Source organism: Rickettsia senegalensis (assembly GCF_056135685.1).
This window is the reverse complement of sequence record NZ_JBVYTQ010000001.1, coordinates 596,574-616,357: the sequence shown is the minus strand read 5'-3', so window position 1 is coordinate 616,357 and position 19,784 is coordinate 596,574. Positions and strand designations below refer to the sequence as shown.

Sequence of the window (19,784 nt, the reverse complement as noted above, 5' to 3'; positions counted from 1 at the left end):
ATTCTATAAATGACAATATCAAAGCACAGTGATAGCCAAATCATGTCTATCTTAAAGCAAGCGAGCGGTGGGATGCCTGTAGCGTCTATACTGAGAGAGCACAAAATACCATCAGCGACATTTTATAAATGGAGATCAAAGTATGGTGGTATAGCTTTACCGATGATTACTAAATTAAAGGAGTTAGAATCGGAAAATGCACGGCTTAAAAAGATGTATGCTGAGGAAAGGCTAAGAGCTGATATATTAAAGGAAGTACTTGAAAAAAAGTTAGGAAGCCATCTCAAAGGCGGGAGATGGCTAAAATAATATCTGGAGAAAAAGATATTTCTATAAGGAGTGCATGCAAGATCTTTGGTGTCAGCGAAACATGCTATAGATATAAAAGGAAGCTATCATCTGAGGATGATATTATAGCAGGCCAGCTAATGCGTTTAGTAGGTGATCAAAAGAACTGAGGCCTTGGCCTCTGCTTTTTATATTTACGTAATATCAAAGGTTTTGGTTGGAATCATAAACGTGTATACAGGATATATAAGGAGCTAGCCCTTAATATGAGAATAAAGCCTAAGAAGAGATTACTTAGAGCAAAGCCTAAAAAGCTTATAGTGTCTAAAACAATAAATGATTGCTGGTCCATGGATTTTATGCACGATAGTTTAGAGAATGGTAGGAAATATCGTTTATTTAATGTGATTGATGACTTTAATAGAGAGAGCCTTGGTACTGAGACTGATTTTTTATTGTCAGCAGGAAGAGTTATCAGGTCACTAGATCAAATTATAGAATGGCGAGGTAAGCCAAAATCTATACGTTGTGATAATGGACCTGAATATATCAGTAAATTATTGAGCAAGTGGGCAAAAGAAAAGAATATCAAGTTATTATTCATTCAGCCAGACATGCCTCAGCAAAATGCATATATTGAAAGATATAATAGAACTGTAAGATATGATTGGTTAAATCAGTATTTATTTGTTAATATACAAGAAGCACAGGATCTTGCAACTCAATGGCTTTGGTCTTATAATAACGAAAGACTTAATATGGCTATTGGCGGTATAACACCAATACAAAAATTAGCTCTCGCAACTTAACTCTCTACTCTCTATTGCGATTAAAAATGGGAGGATTACCGAATCATCAAGAAAAAGCATTTAGGCATGCTAGAATATATGATGAAATATATACACATGCGTGATATGATAAAACTATGGGAAAAATTTTTAACAAAGTTTAAACATATTATAATATTGGATAAAGAAAAAGGTTATATTTACCTAAGATCGTTCTTATGGTATACTGATGCAAAATTATCAAAACAAAAACAACCTGAATTAGTAGAAGTATTGAATAAACATCTATTACCGCAAGATAAGGATATTATTATGAAAACTATCGCTGACACATATAGAGAAGAAGGAAGAGAGGAAGGTGTGGCACAAGGTATTGAGATAGGAGACCACAACAGAGCGGTAATTGTAGCAAAAGAAATGTTTACTGAAGGCTTTAAAATTTCTCTTATTGCCAAAATTACACATCGTGAAGAAAATTTTATTCGTTCAATTGTAAAAAAGTAATTTTTTAAATTTAAATAAATACGATATTGTGCAGCAACCTGCTGCACAAATTCTAAATCTCCAAATCATATCAAAGAAAAGAAACGTATCTTGTCATAATCGCATATAATCTTTATAATAATATTCTTAAACACGAATAAAACATATGAAAGAATTTCCAAAAAATTATAATTTTACTGAAAATGAAAAAAAGTGGCAGCAAGTTTGGCAAGAAAAACAAATTTATGCGTATGATCCAAATATTTCAAAAGAAGAAACTTATATAATCGATACGCCGCCGCCGACGGTTTCGGGGCAGTTACATATCGGACATGTTTATAGCTATACGCAAACCGACTTTATCGTACGTTTTCAGCGTATGACGGGTAAAAATATCTTCTATCCTATGGGTTTTGATGATAACGGGCTACCGACCGAGAGACTTGTTGAAAAGCAAAAACAGATCAAAGCTTATAATATGTCTCGATCTGAGTTTATAAAAATTTGTGAAGAGGTAGTAGCAAATGAAGAAGAGAGGTTTAGAAGTCTATTTAACCAAATAGCATTATCGGTTGATTGGAGTTTAGAGTACCAAACTATCAGTCCTTTATCTCGAAAAATATCTCAAATGTCTTTTCTTGATTTAGTTAAAAAAGGCGAGGTTTATCGCAATGATCAGCCAATATTATGGGATCCGGTAGACGGCACCGCTCTTGCTCAAGCTGATATTGAGGACAAGGAAAAAACCTCTTTCATGAATTATATTACTTTTGAAATTGAAGAAGATGATAGACCTTTTTCCAAATTCGCTTATAGAGAGGAATTTGTAGGAAACACGGAACGCAGTACCGCAGCGTACATAAAAGTACGCGAGGATGCGAGTACCGGATTGACGCACAAATTACCTCTAGAAGTAGAGTTTGGGAAGAGGTCTATTACTATTGCAACTACAAGACCTGAGTTATTACCAGCTTGCGTCGCCGTATTTTATCACCCTGATGACAAGCGTTATAATCATCTAGCGGGCAAATTTGCCGTTACTCCACTGTTTAATGCTAAAGTTCCGCTACTTGCCGATCCTTTAGTACAACAGGATAAAGGTACGGGTTTAGTTATGTGCTGTACATTTGGTGATCAAACGGATATTACTTGGTGGAAAACACATAATTTGCCTTTAAAAACTATTGTAACTAAGAAAGGTACGATAGATTTCCCTCATGATATTGCTATAGACGGATTAAAAATTAAAGAAGCTAGGACAAAAATAATAGATATTTTAAAAGAGCAGAATTTACTTACTAAACAAGAAGAGATAACTCATACCGTTAAATGTGCTGAGGGGTCAGGGACTCCTCTTGAGATACTAACCGTACCGCAATGGTTCGTTAAAACTATATCACATAAAGAAGCTCTACTTAAAAGAGCAAGTGAGTTAAATTGGCATCCTAAAAATATGAAGATTCGTTTAGAGAATTGGATTAACGCCATTAGTTGGGATTGGTGCATAAGTAGGCAACGTTATTTCGGCGTACCTTTCCCTGTTTGGTACTCTAAAAGAGCCGGTGAGGAAGGCAAGATTTTATATGCTGATGTCTCGCAACTACCTATTGACCCCCTAAAAGATTTGCCTATAGGTTATAGTAAGGAGGAAGTAGAGCCTGACTTAGATGTTATGGATACATGGGCAACAAGTTCCGTTTCGCCTCAACTTTCTACTCATGGTATTTCTGATGGTTTCACTGTTAATAAAGATAGACACGATAAATTATTTCCGATGGATTTAAGACCTCAAGCACATGAAATTATAAGAACTTGGGCGTTCTATACTATCTTAAAAGCTCATTTACACCAAAATACTTTGCCGTGGAAAAACATCATGGTAAGCGGTTGGTGCTTAGCTGAAGACCGAAGTAAAATGTCTAAATCTAAGGGTAATGTTTTAGTACCTGAAAAACTGCTAGAGCAATACGGTTCCGATGTCATACGTTATTGGTCGGCAAATTCAAAACTGGGTAGCGATACCGCCTATTCTGAAGACGTTATGAAAAACGGCAAAAGGCTTGTTAACAAGCTATGGAATGCCGCTAAATTTGTTTCTATACATTTTGAGAAATTAAAAGATGAAGATAAAAAAGTAAGCTTGTTCGATATTAAAGAGAAAGTTACTCACGAATTTGATCAGTGGGTTATTAATAAGCTAGTAGAACTAGTTAAGCTAGCCACAAATGAGTTACAAAATTATGAATATGCAAATGCTATGCACTTAACAGAAAAATTTTTCTGGGCAATATTTTGTGATAATTATTTAGAGATAAGTAAAAATCGAGCTTATGATGAAGAAAATAAAAACCCGCAAGGACAATATAGTAGCATATTAACTTTATATCATATTATGCAAATGTTATTGAAACTATTTGCACCGTTCGTGCCGCATATTACCGAAGAATTATATCAGCTATTATATAGTGAAAATTCTGTTCACGTTAAGGGCAGCTGGACTAATTACAGTGACTTAAACTATAATATAGATGCAAAAGGAGCAGAAGGGCTGCTTGAAATTTTAGATATCGTCAGAAAATTCAAAGCTGAGAAAAATCTATCTATAAAAGCTCCTATAAAACTGCTTAAAGTTAGCGGCATAGAATTATCTGCAGAATTAACAGAAGATTTAAAAAACGTCACATCGGCAGAAGAAATACAATTTGAGATGAAAGATGATGAAATTAAAGTCGATGTTATCCTTTAAAAATATTACAGGCTTAATATTAATTATATTTGCCGGCATATTTTTTTATGCTTATATATTAGAACATGACTGGCGATATGTAACCTTAAGTGATGAACAAGTAAAAAAATATAGAATTAGTGAGAAAAAAGCACTTAGCCTTTATCAGCTAATGAAAGATACTCATGAGCTACTTGGTAAGAATAATATTAATTATTGGATAGAAGGCGGCACTCTGCTTGGAGCCGTTAGACATCAAGGCATAATTCCTTTTGACGATGATTTAGATATCGGTATTATGCATGAAGACGAAATACATTTGCAACAAATATTACCGCAATTTGAACAACTCGGTTATACTGTTTCCTACGAGAGAGCTTATAATATATGCAAAAAAGCTTGTTTAGATATTTTTATTTTTCATAAAGAACAAAACAAATTTATACATACTAATTTAGCAGTTCGAGATAAGTATCCGAAGAGTTCATTTTATGATAATGAATTATATCCCTTAAAAAAATATAGATTCGGTAGTATAGAGGTTTATGGTCCTGCTGATCCTATAGGAAATCTAAATAGGCAATATCCAGAATGGGATAAGTATGCAGTGATAGAGCATTCCCATAGCTTACATTTACCTTTTTTATCGAATATCGAGAAAAAAACCAAATTTATACTAACGCAGGAATTGTTAAAACCGGCTCAGCCTTTTAGTCCTTTAGAGGATAGAATAAGCTTTTAAACAAATTGAGATAAAGAAGTAATAGCCAGTTGTTTTAAAATGTTATATCAGCAAGGAAAATGTAATTTAAAGTTCAAGGTGATAAAATTAAAGTCAATATTATCCTTTAAAAATATTTTACGCTTAATTCTTACTATTTTCGTCGGCATATTTTTTTATGCTTATATATTAGAACATGACTGGCGATATGTAACCTTAAGTGATGAACAAGTAAAAAAATATAGAATTAGTGAGAAAAAAGCACTTAGCCTTTATCAGCTAATGAAAGATACTCATGAGCTACTTGGTAAGAATAATATTAATTATTGGATAGAAGGCGGCACTCTGCTTGGAGCCGTTAGACATCAAGGCATAATTCCTTTTGACGATGATTTAGATATCGGTATTATGCATGAAGACGAAATACATTTGCAACAAATATTACCGCAATTTGAACAATTAGGATATCGCGTTAAACATAATAAAATTTATGTAATTTGCGGGGAAAGATGCTTAGATATTTTCGTATTTCATAAAGAAAATGATAAATTTGTTCATTTTAATCAAAGCATGCGTAATAAATATCCAAATGATTTTTTTTATGAGTATGAACTATATCCTTTAAAAAAATATAAATTTGGTAGTATAGAAGTATATGGCCCATCTGAATATAAAGAGCATTTGAATAGACAATATCTAGAATGGGATAAATATGCAATAATATACAGCCCTCATAGCTTACATTTACCTTTTTTATCGAATATCGAGAAAAAAACCAAATTTATACTAACGCAGGAATTGTTAAAACCGGCTCAGCCACTCGGACCTCTAGAAGATAAAGTGAATATAGTCAATTCAGCTACATTTATTGGTATGCACGAGGATATGGCTTATAATTAAATGTCGAAATGGTTAAGACTATTCCGACATCAGCAACGAAATAGTCTAGCTAGTAGTATTAAAATAAGTTGTAATAGTTGAGATTTAATCTTACATTTAGTAAAATTAAGATAATATTAAATGGAGGATTAGAGATGAATCTAAATCAAAAAATAATAAAGCCAAAAATAGGATTACTAGAATTAGCTAGGAGTCTTGGTAGTATATCGTCAGCATATAAAGCTATGGGTTACAGTAGAGACAGTTATTATAGGTTTAAAGAGTTATATGAAACAGGAGGAGAAGAAGCATTATATGAGATTAGTCGGAAGAAGCCAATTATAGCGAATAGAGTTGATCCTGCCGTAGAGAGAGCAGTATTAGATATGGCAATAGAATACCCCGCTTATGGTCAGCTGCGAGTATCAAATGAGCTTAAAAAGACTGGTATTCTTGTATCACCTGGAGGAGTTAGATCTATTTGGCTACGTAATGATTTAAATAATATCAATAAAAGACTTAAAGCATTAGAAGCCAAAATGGCTCAGGATGGTATTGTTCTTACCGAAGCTCAGTTACAAGTATTAGAGAAACGGCGTAGCGAGAAAGAAGCTCATGGTGAGATTGATACACAGCATCCAGGTTATCTAGGATGCCAAGACACATATTATGTAGGTAATTTTAAAGGCATAGGCAAGGTATATTCTCAAGTGTTTATTGATAGTTACACTCGGGTTGCAGAGGCTAAACTATATACTGATAAAACAGCACTTACCGCTGCTGACATGCTTAATGATAGAGTGTTACCATGGTATGAGAGTCAGCAAATACCAGTACTTCGTATTTTAACTGATAGAGGTGGTGGGTATAAAGGTAATATAGAACATCATGCTTTTGAATTGTTCTTAAGCATTGAGGGTATTGAGCATACTACTACTAAAGCATATTCTCCTCAAACAAATGGTATGTGTGAACGTTTTAATAAAACTATGAAACAAGAATTCTTTGATACTGCTATGCGTAAAAAGATCTATACTGATCTTGATGATCTACAACTAGATCTTGATATTTGGCTAGAATATTATAATAATGAAAGACCGCATTCCGGTAAATATTGCTATGGAAAAACACCTATGCAGACTTTTATGGATAGTAAAAAGTTAGCTGTTGAAAAGAATAACGAAATCTTATATCTTGAATACTCATCTGACAGTCATAACTTATCAGACATTCAGATATAATTTTTATAATGTCTGTAAGATTAAATCTTGACTTCTACAAATTAAGTTATGCTAAAATTCTTCATTCCCTAAAATATTGATAGTATCTTCATGGATTTCTTGAACATAATGTGAAATCTTAGCAATTTTATCCGGATGCCTTTCATTTTTGTAATAATAATTTCTTACTAATTCTGCTGAAGACGGATGAGTACATATTAAATCTAGGATTTCTGAATTTTTTACTCTTAAGATTGTTTCTATAAAAGACCAATAATCTATTTTAGTAGACGGATGATTAACTACTAATACTACTGATTCTTTATTTCCCGTGAGTATCGCTTCATAAAGATTTTCTGAAGTTATTTTAATATCTGGATATTGTAGTAGCTCCTTAAGCTCAGCAGTATCTTTATTAAATTGAATAGATTTTGTTACAGCTTTACTAAGAGTATCTTGAATTTGCTCAGGGCTTAAATTTTTAAATATTAGCCCCATTAATTCTGGTGAGCCAAATTTAGCAACTTCACTTACACTCATTCCAGTAAATTTATTTTGTAGATCCCATGCTCTTATTAATCCTTCTTGCACTAGGGTACTGGATCCTTGAGTATATTTGGCAGCTTTTTTTAAATATACAGCGTTTTTCCAATCACCGTTTTGTATTTCTAAGTTAACATAATATCCATGTAGGGATATTATATTTGGAGATTCAAATATCATTTTTACTATTTCTTCATCATGATTTTCAACGATTTTTCTAATATCAATACCACTATTTATTAAATCTTGTGATGCGAAGGATATTTTTGATGCGAAAGGCAATAACAATTTTACTCTATCTACAAGATTATATTTAAGTGATGATATAAAATTATTCTTTAAAGTTTGTTCTAGCTGCATTTCTGATATTTCATCTTCTACATTTGATACTAGAAACTCAATGACATCTTTGTTGTTGTACTCAATAGCTATGTTAAGAATTTGTGCAGGATTATCGCTTATAGCATCTGGTCATGCCTCCATATTGCAGTGATGCCTATTAAAAAGCTATACGTTCAATAAGAGTACCAATAACCTTATCATGAATATCCAATGACTTGGAAAAGCAGATTGTCTTACGTGCAAGCCTCTTGCATCTCGTTCTAAGGTTCAAGTTACTTCGTTCTATCCGTTGAGTGTATTTTTTACTGATAATATGCTTTTTAGGGTCTAATAACCTAGCATAACTCCCCCATCCATCTGTATAGTAAAAAGTCACCTTGAAATTCTCTAGTTTTTTCAGTAATGATTCTAATGTGCTATCACATCTTGTACCAAACGTATAAGCAACTACTTTTAACGAAATCTTATCCAAGGCATACCAAAGCCATCGTTGTCTGGATTTATTCTGTACATAAGACCATTGTTCATCTATCTCAGGAGCAATAATTACTTCTGTTGTACTGATAGAATGATTTATTGTTTTTTAATACTAGATTTTTTTAAAACACGGATAACTGTATTGATACCCACTTTTAATACTCTTACTGTATCTCTAACTCCAGAGCCGTTGATTGACATTTCTACTATTTGCTCCTTAACTCCAGGCTTAGATGCATTATTAATATACTCCAATTAAAAATATCGATTACACCGCTTGCATTGATATCTCTGTTGTTTTGAAATTGAATATCCTGACTTTATTACTTCTTCTGTGTTGTTACAATATCTACACTTAACATCTATTTTTGCCATAACTCCTTAACTATAATTCTCTCTTATTACTGTTTGAGGATTATAGACTATTTACTCTAAACTGCAATACGGAGGCACGACCTAGCATCTTGTGAACGCTGATTGAATATTAAATTAATAATTTCAGGATTGTTAGTTTCAATAGCTTTTACAAAGTGATTACTGTTAACAATAAATGAAGAAGTAGGAAGTATTTCTTTTAGCATATGTGTTAATTGTTTTTCAATAATAACCGGTAATCCTCCCATTTTTAATCGCAATAGAGAGTAGAGAGTTAAGTTGCGAGAGCTAATTTTTGTATTGGTGTTATACCGCCAATAGCCATATTAGGTCTTTCGTTATTATAAGACCAAAGCCATTGAGTTGCAAGATCCTGTGCTTCTTGTATATTAACAAATAAATACTGATTTAACCAATCATATCTTACAGTTCTATTATATCTTTCAATATATGCATTTTGCTGAGGCATGCCTGGCTGAATGAATAATAACTTGATATTCTTTTCTTTTGCCCACTTGCTCAATAATTTACTGATATATTCAGGTCCATTATCACAACGTATAGATTTTGGCTTACCTCGCCATTCTATAATTTGATCTAGTGACCTGATAACTCTTCCTGCTGACAATAAAAAATCAGTCTCAGTACCAAGGCTCTCTCTATTAAAGTCATCAATCACATTAAATAAACGATATTTCCTACCATTCTCTAAACTATCGTGCATAGGTCGTGCCTCCGTATTGCAGTTTAGAGTAAATAGTCTATAATCCTCAAACAGTAATAAGAGAGAATTATAGTTAAGGAGTTATGGCAAAAATAGATGTTAAGTGTAGATATTGTAACAACACAGAAGAAGTAATAAAGTCAGGATATTCAATTTCAAAACAACAGAGATATCAATGCAAGCGGTGTAATCGATATTTTTAATTGGAGTATATTAATAATGCATCTAAGCCTGGAGTTAAGGAGCAAATAGTAGAAATGTCAATCAACGGCTCTGGAGTTAGAGATACAGTAAGAGTATTAAAAGTGGGTATCAATACAGTTATCCGTGTTTTAAAAAAATCTAGTATTAAAAAACAATAAATCATTCTATCAGTACAACAGAAGTAATTATTGCTCCTGAGATAGATGAACAATGGTCTTATGTACAGAATAAATCCAGACAACGATGGCTTTGGTATGCCTTGGATAAGATTTCGTTAAAAGTAGTTGCTTATACGTTTGGTACAAGATGTGATAGCACATTAGAATCATTACTGAAAAAACTAGAGAATTTCAAGGTGACTTTTTACTATACAGATGGATGGGGGAGTTATGCTAGGTTATTAGACCCTAAAAAGCATATTATCAGTAAAAAATCACTCAACGGATAGAACGAAGTAACTTGAACCTTAGAACGAGATGCAAGAGGCTTGCACGTAAGACAATCTGCTTTTCCAAGTCATTGGATATTCATGATAAGGTTATTGGTACTCTTATTGAACGTATAGCTTTTTAATAGGCGTAACTGCAATATGGAGGCATGACCTCCATCTGTATAGTAAAAAGTCACCTTGAAATTCTCTAGTTTTTTCAGTTGTAGAAGTCAAGATTTAATCTTACAGACATTATAAAAATTATATCTGAATGTCTGATAAGTTATGACTGTCAGATGAGTATTCAAGATATAAGATTTCGTTATTCTTTTCAACAGCTAACTTTTTACTATCCATAAAAGTCTGCATAGGTGTTTTTCCATAGCAATATTTACCGGAATGCGGTCTTTCATTATTATAATATTCTAGCCAAATATCAAGATCTAGTTGTAGATCATCAAGATCAGTATAGATCTTTTTACGCATAGCAGTATCAAAGAATTCTTGTTTCATAGTTTTATTAAAACGTTCACACATACCATTTGTTTGAGGAGAATATGCTTTAGTAGTAGTATGCTCAATACCCTCAATGCTTAAGAACAATTCAAAAGCATGATGTTCTATATTACCTTTATACTCACCACCTCTATCAGTTAAAATACGAAGTACTGGTATTTGCTGACTCTCATACCATGGTAACACTCTATCATTAAGCATGTCAGCAGCGGTAAGTGCTGTTTTATCAGTATATAGTTTAGCCTCTGCAACCCGAGTGTAACTATCAATAAACACTTGAGAATATACCTTGCCTATGCCTTTAAAATTACCTACATAATATGTGTCTTGGCATCCTAGATAACCTGGATGCTGTGTATCAATCTCACCATGAGCTTCTTTCTCGCTACGCCGTTTCTCTAATACTTGTAACTGAGCTTCGGTAAGAACAATACCATCCTGAGCCATTTTGGCTTCTAATGCTTTAAGTCTTTTATTGATATTATTTAAATCATTACGTAGCCAAATAGATCTAACTCCTCCAGGTGATACAAGAATACCAGTCTTTTTAAGCTCATTTGATACTCGCAGCTGACCATAAGCGGGGTATTCTATTGCCATATCTAATACTGCTCTCTCTACGGCAGGATCAACTCTATTCGCTATAATTGGCTTCTTCCGACTAATCTCATATAATGCTTCTTCTCCTCCTGTTTCATATAACTCTTTAAACCTATAATAACTGTCTCTACTGTAACCCATAGCTTTATATGCTGACGATATACTACCAAGACTCCTAGCTAATTCTAGTAATCCTATTTTTGGCTTTATTATTTTTTGATTTAGATTCATCTCTAATCCTCCATTTAATATTATCTTAATTTTACTAAATGTAAGATTAAATCTCAACTATTACATATAATACTTTCATTATTATTGACCCTAGAATTATAAAAATGTTCACAATCGTCGCTCCACGCTACATCATCAGAACGACTATAGGCCAGTAGTACTATATTACCTTCTATCCGCTTTATATGATTATGTATATCACTAGAGTGATAGGCAAGCACATGAATAATATTAACCTCTTCAGGTTCAGTATTATAAGCAATTCTTGCAATTATCTTGTTAGCTTTATTATCGTTACTACGCTCTGATGAATATAAATTTAATATATCTCCTGCTACTTCTGTTAATTCTGTATTGCCATGAGCATAAAGAAATATTTCAGCTCCTGCTCTTTTATCTTTTGTAGGATTAAGAAAATCATCAAAACTTTCTTCATTGTTTAGTATTTCAATATCTTCATTGTTTATGTCATAATCCATATCTGCGTTTGGCCCTTGCAACATAATTTTTTTCATAAAACACCCAGCTTTAAATTTTCAAGTTAATTTTTTAATATTTAGTTAATAATATATTTGGTGAAAATTGTATAAGATTTTAGTATTATCTAATATTAAAAACTCAAACTTATTCTATGCCTTATTTATTACCGATTACCGCAGCTACGCTACTTATTTTACTAGCTTTAATCATTTGGCTTTATGTAAAAACTACAACCTTAAAAACCCAGCTACAATTCTTATCAGAGCAGAATCTAGAAATTAGTAATAACAACCAATTATTGAACCAAGAAAAAATAGGGTTCTTACAGAAAATTGAGCAATTGAAGTGCAAAGTAGAATTTCAAGAGCAGACTATTAAGGATTCGGAAAAAATAAGAGAAGAATCATTTTCATCGGCTAAAGCTGCGTTATTTGATTTAGGTAAGGATTTATCCAAGCAATTAATCGAAATTCACAAAATGGAAAACAATGCGGCAAGAGAGCTAGCCGAGAAAAATATCGCTACTGCATCAGGGAAGTTTAATAGCGAGTTCGAGCGATTAATTACGATGGTGGGAGCTTTAAATAAAGATATAGAGCAATCAAAAGGTACGGTTGATTTGATTAAGCAGTCGTTGCTTTCTCCGATCGGTGCGGGGTTACTTGCTGAAATTACGCTTGAGAATATCCTAAAATCGTCAGGCTTACGTCCTAATTTAGACTTCATTATGCAATACGGTCTAACTACAACAGATAGCGGAAAGCGAAGACCTGATGCTCTTATTTTTCTTCCTTCTGGTAATTTAATGGTTATTGATTCTAAAGCTTCTAAATTTCTTGTGGACGAGCAGGATAATAACATGAGTCTTAGTAAAACCATGAATTATCATTTAAAATCTTTGGCTAATAAAGACTATGCCGAAAATATTTTAACTAATCTAAACAAAAAGGATCAGAGCTTTAACAATGTTATTACTTTAATGTTTTTACCCACTGAACAAGCGGTCGAGAAAGTCATTGTAGCCGACCCTGAATTTTTACAAAAAGCTTGGAGCTGTAATATCTTTCCCGTAGGACCTGCCGGGCTTATGAATATGCTATCATTTGCAAAATTTCAAATCACCGATCATCGTCGTTCGGAAAATTATAAGGTAATTATTGAAGAAGTAAGAAAATTACTAAGCTCTATCGGTACTATGGCTGATTATTCTCAGAAAATAGGTAATAACCTACATAATATGGTTACTAATTATGATAAATTCGCTGCCTCGTTTAATCGTAATTTTATGTCGAGAGTTAAGAACATTCACAAACTCGGCATTGATTCAGGAAATAAAGTCATGCCAGCTACCTTAGAGCGTTATCAAATCGTTTCTTCTAAATCTGAGATTATCGAAGTAGAAGTAGAAAATCCACCACAAATAGAAGAAAAATTATAGAGGTATACTATAACCTTACCTATAATGCTCATAACGGATAATTTGTGCTGGATTCATAAATATTCGTGCATTATGCTTAGAACGCATACACTCATGCAGGTATATGTGTTCGCAATCTTCTTTTATGGAATCGTAAAAGCAGTTTTCAAAAAATTTTCTTTTATATATAGCAAGACCATTAAAACACGAATTTACCGGTAGTAAATCTGAATCCGGAGGATATATTTTCTGCATTAAAGCAAGGTTTTCCGTATCAAAATAACTCTTGCCGGTTTTTAGGTTATACTCATACGGTGTATAGGAAAATTCTTCATTACGAAAGGCAAAAGCATCATACATTTGTCCTTTGGAGTTAAATATTCCATTTGAGCATACAACATCCCAACGATCAATTTTGCTAAAACTGTCTAATATTCCCCTAATATCAATACCGTAACCTATATCCATATCAAGAATGATTACTATATCAAACTCATCAAATTCACTTGTATTAAAAATTTCTAGATATTTATTTCTAATATCCGCTAGGAACTTTATAGAAGGTCTTTTTTGGTTAAAAAAGTCCTGTGATATAATTTTTACTTTATGATTTATTAACTGCCACAAGTTTAGCATTAATTTTGTAGAGTCGGTAGAATCATTTTCAAAAATTATTATCCTGTAATCTAAAAAAACTGTCCTATATATTCTATATGACGCATTGCGTTTGGTAAATGAGGCGCATTACTCCTTGTAATGCCGGCAAAAACAACCTTATGTTTACTCATCTCCAACTTACCGGTCTGCAGGTTTTCACCACTAATAACATCCAGTTTAGTAATTTTTTCTACAGGTAAAAATCTATAATAAAAAAAACGGATAAATGAAGAGTCGTACACATTTATTGTTCCCCAAATAATTACAAAAATTATAAGTATAACTTTATACACTCTCTGCCCCCCTAATTTTCCCGGCTTACAATATTATTATGCATATTAGCTATGTTTGTAAGGATTTGTTCCATAGTAAATTTATCGAGATAAATCTGATGAGCTTTTTTTGCTTTTTCATAAGCTTCTTCAGGATGAGACTTAATCCATTCTAAATGTTGATTTATTTGAGAGTATATTTCCTCAGGAGATTTGTTTAAAGTTTCTATATATAGTATATTATCACCAAAAGTTTCTTTTGCCCACGGCATTTCATCAACAATTACCAATGCTGAAGAACTCACAAGTTCTAAAACTCGTCCGGAAGGAAAGTTTTCCATAATATGATCTTCCGAATGCAATGCTAAACCAATACCACTTTTTCTTATTGTATCAACAAATAACTGATCGTTACAAGGTATAAATCCTCTATAGGAATTAAGCAGTAACCATCCTGATCTAGGGCCATACATGTCTACATCCTTACGTTTATCAAGTAGTTTATATAACTTTTTATATTTGAGACCAAAGCGAGTATTATCCCAATTATAGCCACACATAAATAACCTCGAATAATTAATTTTAATAAACTCTGTTTTAGGTCGTGAAAACTTGAAATCAATTATAGGTATGGAAATATCTTCATAATATTGATTAATTTTTTTAAAATCCGTAACAGCAAGCAATCCATCAGATTTAATAGGTTTAGGACAATAATAGGGAACCAAAGCAATGTCTATCAAATATTTAGCATTATTTCTCAGACAAGGAAAATGTAAAATAAAATAGTGTTTAATATCCCCAACCTTACCAAAATCAGCTGCGGATATAGTAAAATCAGGATTAAATTGCCTAACTATACTATACATTCTAAAAATATCTATCGGATGCATATCAGTGCTTATTGAAATAAATAATGATTCCCACCCAAGATTATTCGCTGCTTGCTGCACTCTCATACAGGCCAAACGATCATGTCTGCATAGTATTGCAATTCTGTAAGGAACATTTGGATTTTTAGGAAGCTGTACGGTATAATTGTACTTTTCTAACTGTTTCTGTAATGAAAGGGACGAAAAATTATAATAAAGCCCCTGATATAGATCCTTGCGATATATACCATTTTTTCCTAGATCATAAATTTCTAATAACAAATATATTGGTAAAATTACTGCTAATAATATAAATGGAAAAATTAACACAAGTTTCGATTTATTTTTAATACGCATAAATACTCTAAAAAGAAGTTAGAGCCTGGCGGTAAATAAATATTAATTAGTAATTAAAGAGCTTTTTTAGCGAAAACTAATGAGATTTTTGCAGGAATAGTTATTCATTTTTCAAAAAAATCTTATAATTTGCAGCAAAAAAAGAACCAAATTACCGATTAATATTTATTTACCGACAGGCTCTTAGTAATATTATAATTTTTTATACTCGATTCTGTCTACTTTTAATAGAATAATCATAATTAATCAAATATGCACAGAACCTAGACATGGTACTTCTTCTGTAGCATCAATATCAATAACTGTATCATCGTTTGTGCCTGAGGCAATTTTATTAAGCCAAGTAAGGGTAGTAGCGGCTTTCTCAGCAATATTTTTACCTGCACTACTAATTGCCTTACCAGCATTTAAATCCGATATAGCAGTTGTTAAAACATCTATTAAAGTTGCAAGACTTAAGAATTTTAAATCTTTAATAGACTCAAACATTATTAAAGGTACTATCGCTACAGTCAACCTTGCAGCATCATTGTAGTAAAACTTTTGAAAAAACACATCATTAGTTAATTTTTTGCCGGTGATATTTTCTATAACTTTATTGCCACAATATGTTGATACCAATAAAGAAGCAAGACGCATTAATTTAACAGAAGTGGAGGCATAAAACATTGGATCTTCATAAAATTCTAATTCTGGATTACGAAAATAAAAACATATATAATCTAAAATCAGCGTGGCTATTGCCGAACACATAGCAGTACTCTTCCATCCATGATAGGTACTAATGTCTGGTTCAATATTGTTAAAATCTATATCTTGATTAGTAAGTTTATTATATATTGCCTGAAGTTTTATTTGCGTATTCTTATCTTTTTCGGAATGTTTATATAGTAACTGAAAATATGGTTTAATTTCTTCAGCTGTAAATTTCTTATTCTCAATTAAAGCCGGTACAATTTTATCATGCAAAAATTTAATTAATTTATTTTGCATAAAATTTGTAACTTTACTTTGTTCTTCTACTACTCCTGCAGCTGCAGACCATCGCAAAGCCGTATATACAATTATACGATTAATAATATCATTATTTAATAAATCGATAGGCTGTAACCCTAAATTAGCAGCATATCTAAAACAAATCGCAGTTGTATTTACGGCATCATTAGCAAGGCTTGGAGTGTAATCAAATAAAAATTTAATGTCTTCAGCATTTTCATTGTCATTGTTATTTTCTAATGCTTGAAACATATTATTATTAATCTCTTTAGTTTGTCTATTTGATAAGACCGTACCTGGAAAAGATAATAAAATTTGTAGCATCGCAAGGCTAGTGGTCGGTAAAGCACATAATTCATACCAAGGATCATCTTCATCAATTACATACGAACGTAAAGCAATTACACCAGCTATAAGAGCAGCATAAGTAGCTGCTATTTTACCTGAATGGTTGCTAACTAAATCTGATTTTTCAGTTAACCAAGAAGCAATTTTATGATCTTCATTATATTTATCCGTAGCTTTTTCTATTCTAGTAAGACTTTGCTCTAATGAATTAAGATGATTTGTAAAATTTAAATGGGCTTTTTTTACTATATTAAACTCGGCTTCATAAGAGGAAGATACGTTTAAAGTATTTGTAAGTAATATTGCTTTAGCTATATAGCGATATAAAAAATACTCTCTCGTCAGAGGATATGCCATAGCATCGATTTCTTCGGCTGCTTTAATCAAGCTTTCAGATTGATCTAAATTATTTTTTAAAAATCCTTGGGCTTTAGTCACAAAGGTACTAAACTCTAGTGCATTTATATCCCCTATATTATCTAGCATAGAATCAATGATATTCTTGTTTTCTACTCCTATTAACTTCTGTAGCTTTGTATCTAAAAAATGATCTTGATTATTTATCTCTCCAAAACAATTGCTCCAGTGAGAATGACCGATATTCTCATCTTGATACTTTCCGGTAGCAGCTACTTTACTTAACATTGTTTCTAAATATTGAGTATAAATAAAACTTTGATCTAGTATCGTTAAATCTTTAAAATTTTTATCACAGAACCATATTTTCAATACCTCACCTAAATTAAAACTAGCAAGTGCTGTAGTAGTTTTCCATAATCTTACGCCTAAATTTGATATATCATTATAATATTTTATTATTACTTCTAGTTTATTACTCATAATTTCAATTAAATAAATATTAAAGTTAAAATAAAAATATAAAAATCTCTTAATATTTATTCAAATCTTTTATATTTAATTATTTATAATCTTTAATTATTTTATTATGAGATAACATTAAAATCACACACGGGCAACGCCGGTTTCTGATAAGAGAGAAGAGTATTAGGGCGCAAAAGTTTTTAACCAAAAAACAATAGTTGTGGACATAATATATCCTTTTTTATCTTCTATTTGCAACAGAATCTGATTAATGATATAAAAAATATCAATATCTAAATCGTCTATATACTCGCTGAATCTGAAAAATTGGCTACGTCGTCTTTGTAAGACCTCGGATGCTCACGTATTATTATTTTACGCTCCGCTCCTCAGCTTACAGACTCCTTGCTCTTTTCCAAATTGAGCTTCGTATACCAACTTTTCATTTACTCGGAGTATATTATAATGAGAATACTAATAACAGGAGCTAACGGCTTTATTGGCTCATATATTACAGCTGAATTATTAAAGAATAATTATGAAGTAATATGCTGTGTTAGAGATGTTGAATCTACCAAGAAAAAATTCCCTACTGCAGAAGTTATATATTGTGATTTTAATATAGACCTAACACCACAAAGCTAGATAAATAGATTAAATAACATAGATATAGTTATTAATGTATCAGGTGTATTAAAGTCTAGTCATGCTAATAATATTGAAAATGTTCATGTCAATGGTCCAAAGGCTCTATTTAAGGCTTGCACCATTACTAATGTAAAAAGAATTATTCATATTTCAGCTCTTGGAATAGATGATGAAGAAAACACTGCTTATGCGTTAACTAAAAAAGCAGCTAAAGCATATTTACAAAAATTAGAAAATATAGACTGGGTAATTTTGCAGCCATCTCTTGTTTACGCAAGCGGTTGTTACGGTAGTACCTCACTATTTAGGGCTCTTGCAACATTACCGTATTTTATTCCTTTAATAGGCGATGGTTTACAACAATTTCAACCTATTCATATTGATGATTTAACGAAAGTAATTATTCACTGTATAGAAAGGAAGGAAAAATCCACAAATTATTAAAAATAGTTGGACCAGACATAGTTACCATGAAGGATATCTTGCTTGGATTTAGAAAATGGCTTGGAGTTAATCCTGGAAGACTAATTAAAATTCCTCTAATATGTAATAGTTGAGATTTAATCTTACATTTAGTAAAATTAAGATAATATTAAATGGAGGATTAGAGATGAATCTAAATCAAAAAATAATAAAGCCAAAAATAGGATTACTAGAATTAGCTAGGAGTCTTGGTAGTATATCGTCAGCATGTAAAGCTATGGGTTACAGTAGAGACAGTTATTATAGGTTTAAAGAGTTATATGAAACAGGAGGAGAAGAAGCATTATATGAGATTAGTCGGAAGAAGCTAATTATAGCGAATAGAGTTGATCCTGCCGTAGAGAGAGCAGTATTAGATATGGCAATAGAATACCCCGCTTATGGTCAGCTGCGAGTATCAAATGAGCTTAAAAAGACTGGTATTCTTGTATCACCTGGAGGAGTTAGATCTATTTGGCTACGTAATGATTTAAATAATATCAATAAAAGACTTAAAGCATTAGAAGCCAAAATGGCTCAGGATGGTATTGTTCTTACCGAAGCTCAGTTACAAGTATTAGAGAAACGGCGTAGCGAGAAAGAAGCTCATGGTGAGATTGATACACAGCATCCAGGTTATCTAGGATGCCAAGACACATATTATGTAGGTAATTTTAAAGGCATAGGCAAGGTATATTCTCAAGTGTTTATTGATAGTTACACTCGGGTTGCAGAGGCTAAACTATATACTGATAAAACAGCACTTACCGCTGCTGACATGCTTAATGATAGAGTGTTACCATGGTATGAGAGTCAGCAAATACCAGTACTTCGTATTTTAACTGATAGAGGTGGTGGGTATAAAGGTAATATGTAGAAGTCAAGATTTAATCTTACAGACATTATA

The 19,784-nt window shown here is 32.2% G+C and carries 14 protein-coding genes and 6 pseudogenes; 10 read left to right on the top strand and 10 right to left on the bottom strand.

Going from position 1 to position 19,784, the window contains the following annotated elements; genetic code table 11:
- Positions 1–9: 9 nt before the first annotated feature.
- From AC0ODJ_RS03255 to AC0ODJ_RS03230, 6 genes and pseudogenes are all read left to right on the top strand, one after another.
- A pseudogene (locus AC0ODJ_RS03255) lies at positions 10–1,097 on the top strand (IS3 family transposase).
- A gap of 156 nt (positions 1,098–1,253) precedes the next feature.
- Positions 1,254–1,580, top strand: a complete 327-nt coding sequence (locus tag AC0ODJ_RS03250; protein WP_474465026.1) for a hypothetical protein — start codon at positions 1,254–1,256, stop codon at positions 1,578–1,580.
- A gap of 145 nt (positions 1,581–1,725) precedes the next feature.
- Positions 1,726–4,305, top strand: coding sequence for a valine--tRNA ligase (locus AC0ODJ_RS03245; protein ID WP_218460581.1), 2,580 nt, complete (start codon positions 1,726–1,728; stop codon positions 4,303–4,305).
- Complete coding sequence (locus AC0ODJ_RS03240) at positions 4,274–5,026, top strand: LicD family protein (RefSeq protein WP_474465025.1); 753 nt, start codon at positions 4,274–4,276, stop codon at positions 5,024–5,026. Before AC0ODJ_RS03245 ends, AC0ODJ_RS03240 begins: the two co-directional genes overlap by 32 nt.
- 78 nt (positions 5,027–5,104) lie before the next feature.
- On the top strand, positions 5,105–5,905 hold the full coding sequence (locus tag AC0ODJ_RS03235) for a LicD family protein (protein WP_474465697.1): 801 nt from the start codon (positions 5,105–5,107) through the stop codon (positions 5,903–5,905).
- 134 nt (positions 5,906–6,039) lie between these two features.
- Entirely contained in the window at positions 6,040–7,125 is a 1,086-nt protein-coding gene (locus AC0ODJ_RS03230) for an IS481 family transposase (RefSeq protein WP_474465612.1), read from the top strand.
- Between the two features lie 51 nt (positions 7,126–7,176).
- Here AC0ODJ_RS03230 and AC0ODJ_RS03225 read toward each other — a convergent pair whose 3' ends face one another.
- The 4 genes and pseudogenes from AC0ODJ_RS03225 to AC0ODJ_RS03210 form a co-directional block, all read right to left on the bottom strand.
- Complete coding sequence (locus tag AC0ODJ_RS03225) at positions 7,177–8,007, bottom strand: hypothetical protein (RefSeq protein WP_474465024.1); 831 nt, start codon at positions 8,005–8,007, stop codon at positions 7,177–7,179.
- Between the two features lie 139 nt (positions 8,008–8,146).
- Positions 8,147–8,841, bottom strand: a pseudogene (locus AC0ODJ_RS03220) (IS1 family transposase).
- A gap of 56 nt (positions 8,842–8,897) precedes the next feature.
- The gene (locus AC0ODJ_RS03215; RefSeq protein WP_474465023.1) at positions 8,898–9,089 is read right to left on the bottom strand and encodes a hypothetical protein; all 192 of its coding nucleotides are present in this window, start codon (positions 9,087–9,089) and stop codon (positions 8,898–8,900) included.
- A 26-nt stretch (positions 9,090–9,115) separates the two neighbouring features.
- Positions 9,116–9,565, bottom strand: a pseudogene (locus AC0ODJ_RS03210) (integrase core domain-containing protein); the annotation flags it as partial.
- An 83-nt stretch (positions 9,566–9,648) separates the two neighbouring features.
- Here AC0ODJ_RS03210 and AC0ODJ_RS03205 point away from each other — a divergent pair.
- Positions 9,649–10,342: pseudogene (locus AC0ODJ_RS03205) on the top strand (IS1 family transposase).
- 118 nt (positions 10,343–10,460) lie between these two features.
- Here the strand turns inward: AC0ODJ_RS03205 and AC0ODJ_RS03200 are convergent.
- A complete protein-coding gene (locus tag AC0ODJ_RS03200; RefSeq protein ID WP_121834048.1) occupies positions 10,461–11,546 on the bottom strand; it encodes an IS481 family transposase in 1,086 nt (361 codons plus the stop codon).
- A gap of 53 nt (positions 11,547–11,599) precedes the next feature.
- On the bottom strand, positions 11,600–12,061 hold the full coding sequence (locus AC0ODJ_RS03195) for a hypothetical protein (protein ID WP_218460138.1): 462 nt from the start codon (positions 12,059–12,061) through the stop codon (positions 11,600–11,602).
- A gap of 116 nt (positions 12,062–12,177) precedes the next feature.
- On the opposite strand from AC0ODJ_RS03195, the gene AC0ODJ_RS03190 reads away from it, so the two are divergent.
- Complete coding sequence (locus AC0ODJ_RS03190) at positions 12,178–13,464, top strand: DNA recombination protein RmuC (protein WP_474465021.1); 1,287 nt, start codon at positions 12,178–12,180, stop codon at positions 13,462–13,464.
- Positions 13,465–13,479: 15 nt separating this feature from the next.
- On the opposite strand, the gene AC0ODJ_RS03185 is transcribed toward AC0ODJ_RS03190, so the two are convergent.
- From AC0ODJ_RS03185 to AC0ODJ_RS03170, 4 genes are all read right to left on the bottom strand, one after another.
- Positions 13,480–14,070 (bottom strand): hypothetical protein, encoded by a 591-nt coding sequence (locus AC0ODJ_RS03185; RefSeq protein WP_474465020.1) that lies wholly within the window; start codon positions 14,068–14,070, stop codon positions 13,480–13,482.
- 59 nt (positions 14,071–14,129) lie between these two features.
- Positions 14,130–14,393, bottom strand: a complete 264-nt coding sequence (locus AC0ODJ_RS03180; protein ID WP_474465019.1) for a hypothetical protein — start codon at positions 14,391–14,393, stop codon at positions 14,130–14,132.
- An 11-nt stretch (positions 14,394–14,404) separates the two neighbouring features.
- The gene (locus AC0ODJ_RS03175; protein ID WP_474465017.1) at positions 14,405–15,601 is read right to left on the bottom strand and encodes a glycosyltransferase family protein; all 1,197 of its coding nucleotides are present in this window, start codon (positions 15,599–15,601) and stop codon (positions 14,405–14,407) included.
- 246 nt (positions 15,602–15,847) lie between these two features.
- A complete protein-coding gene (locus AC0ODJ_RS03170) occupies positions 15,848–17,785 on the bottom strand; it encodes a hypothetical protein (RefSeq protein ID WP_474465016.1) in 1,938 nt (645 codons plus the stop codon).
- Between the two features lie 447 nt (positions 17,786–18,232).
- On the opposite strand from AC0ODJ_RS03170, the pseudogene AC0ODJ_RS03165 reads away from it, so the two are divergent.
- Positions 18,233–18,859, top strand: a pseudogene (locus tag AC0ODJ_RS03165) (NAD-dependent epimerase/dehydratase family protein).
- Positions 18,860–19,025: 166 nt separating this feature from the next.
- A pseudogene (locus AC0ODJ_RS03160) lies at positions 19,026–19,751 on the top strand (helix-turn-helix domain-containing protein); the annotation flags it as partial.
- Positions 19,752–19,784: the final 33 nt, after the last annotated feature.

What these genes read in the sequence shown, in the direction of transcription:
- AC0ODJ_RS03245 (WP_218460581.1), top strand. Translation starts at nt 1,726, where the DNA reads ATGAAAGAATTTCCAAAAAATTATAATTTTACTGAAAATGAAAAAAAG.
- AC0ODJ_RS03240 (WP_474465025.1), top strand. Translation starts at nt 4,274, where the DNA reads ATGATGAAATTAAAGTCGATGTTATCCTTTAAAAATATTACAGGCTTA.
- AC0ODJ_RS03230 (WP_474465612.1), top strand. Translation starts at nt 6,040, where the DNA reads ATGAATCTAAATCAAAAAATAATAAAGCCAAAAATAGGATTACTAGAA.
- AC0ODJ_RS03225 (WP_474465024.1), bottom strand. Translation starts at nt 8,007, where the DNA reads ATGCAGCTAGAACAAACTTTAAAGAATAATTTTATATCATCACTTAAA.
- AC0ODJ_RS03215 (WP_474465023.1), bottom strand. Translation starts at nt 9,089, where the DNA reads ATGGGAGGATTACCGGTTATTATTGAAAAACAATTAACACATATGCTA.
- AC0ODJ_RS03200 (WP_121834048.1), bottom strand. Translation starts at nt 11,546, where the DNA reads ATGAATCTAAATCAAAAAATAATAAAGCCAAAAATAGGATTACTAGAA.
- AC0ODJ_RS03195 (WP_218460138.1), bottom strand. Translation starts at nt 12,061, where the DNA reads ATGAAAAAAATTATGTTGCAAGGGCCAAACGCAGATATGGATTATGAC.
- AC0ODJ_RS03190 (WP_474465021.1), top strand. Translation starts at nt 12,178, where the DNA reads ATGCCTTATTTATTACCGATTACCGCAGCTACGCTACTTATTTTACTA.
- AC0ODJ_RS03175 (WP_474465017.1), bottom strand. Translation starts at nt 15,601, where the DNA reads ATGCGTATTAAAAATAAATCGAAACTTGTGTTAATTTTTCCATTTATA.
- AC0ODJ_RS03170 (WP_474465016.1), bottom strand. Translation starts at nt 17,785, where the DNA reads ATGAGTAATAAACTAGAAGTAATAATAAAATATTATAATGATATATCA.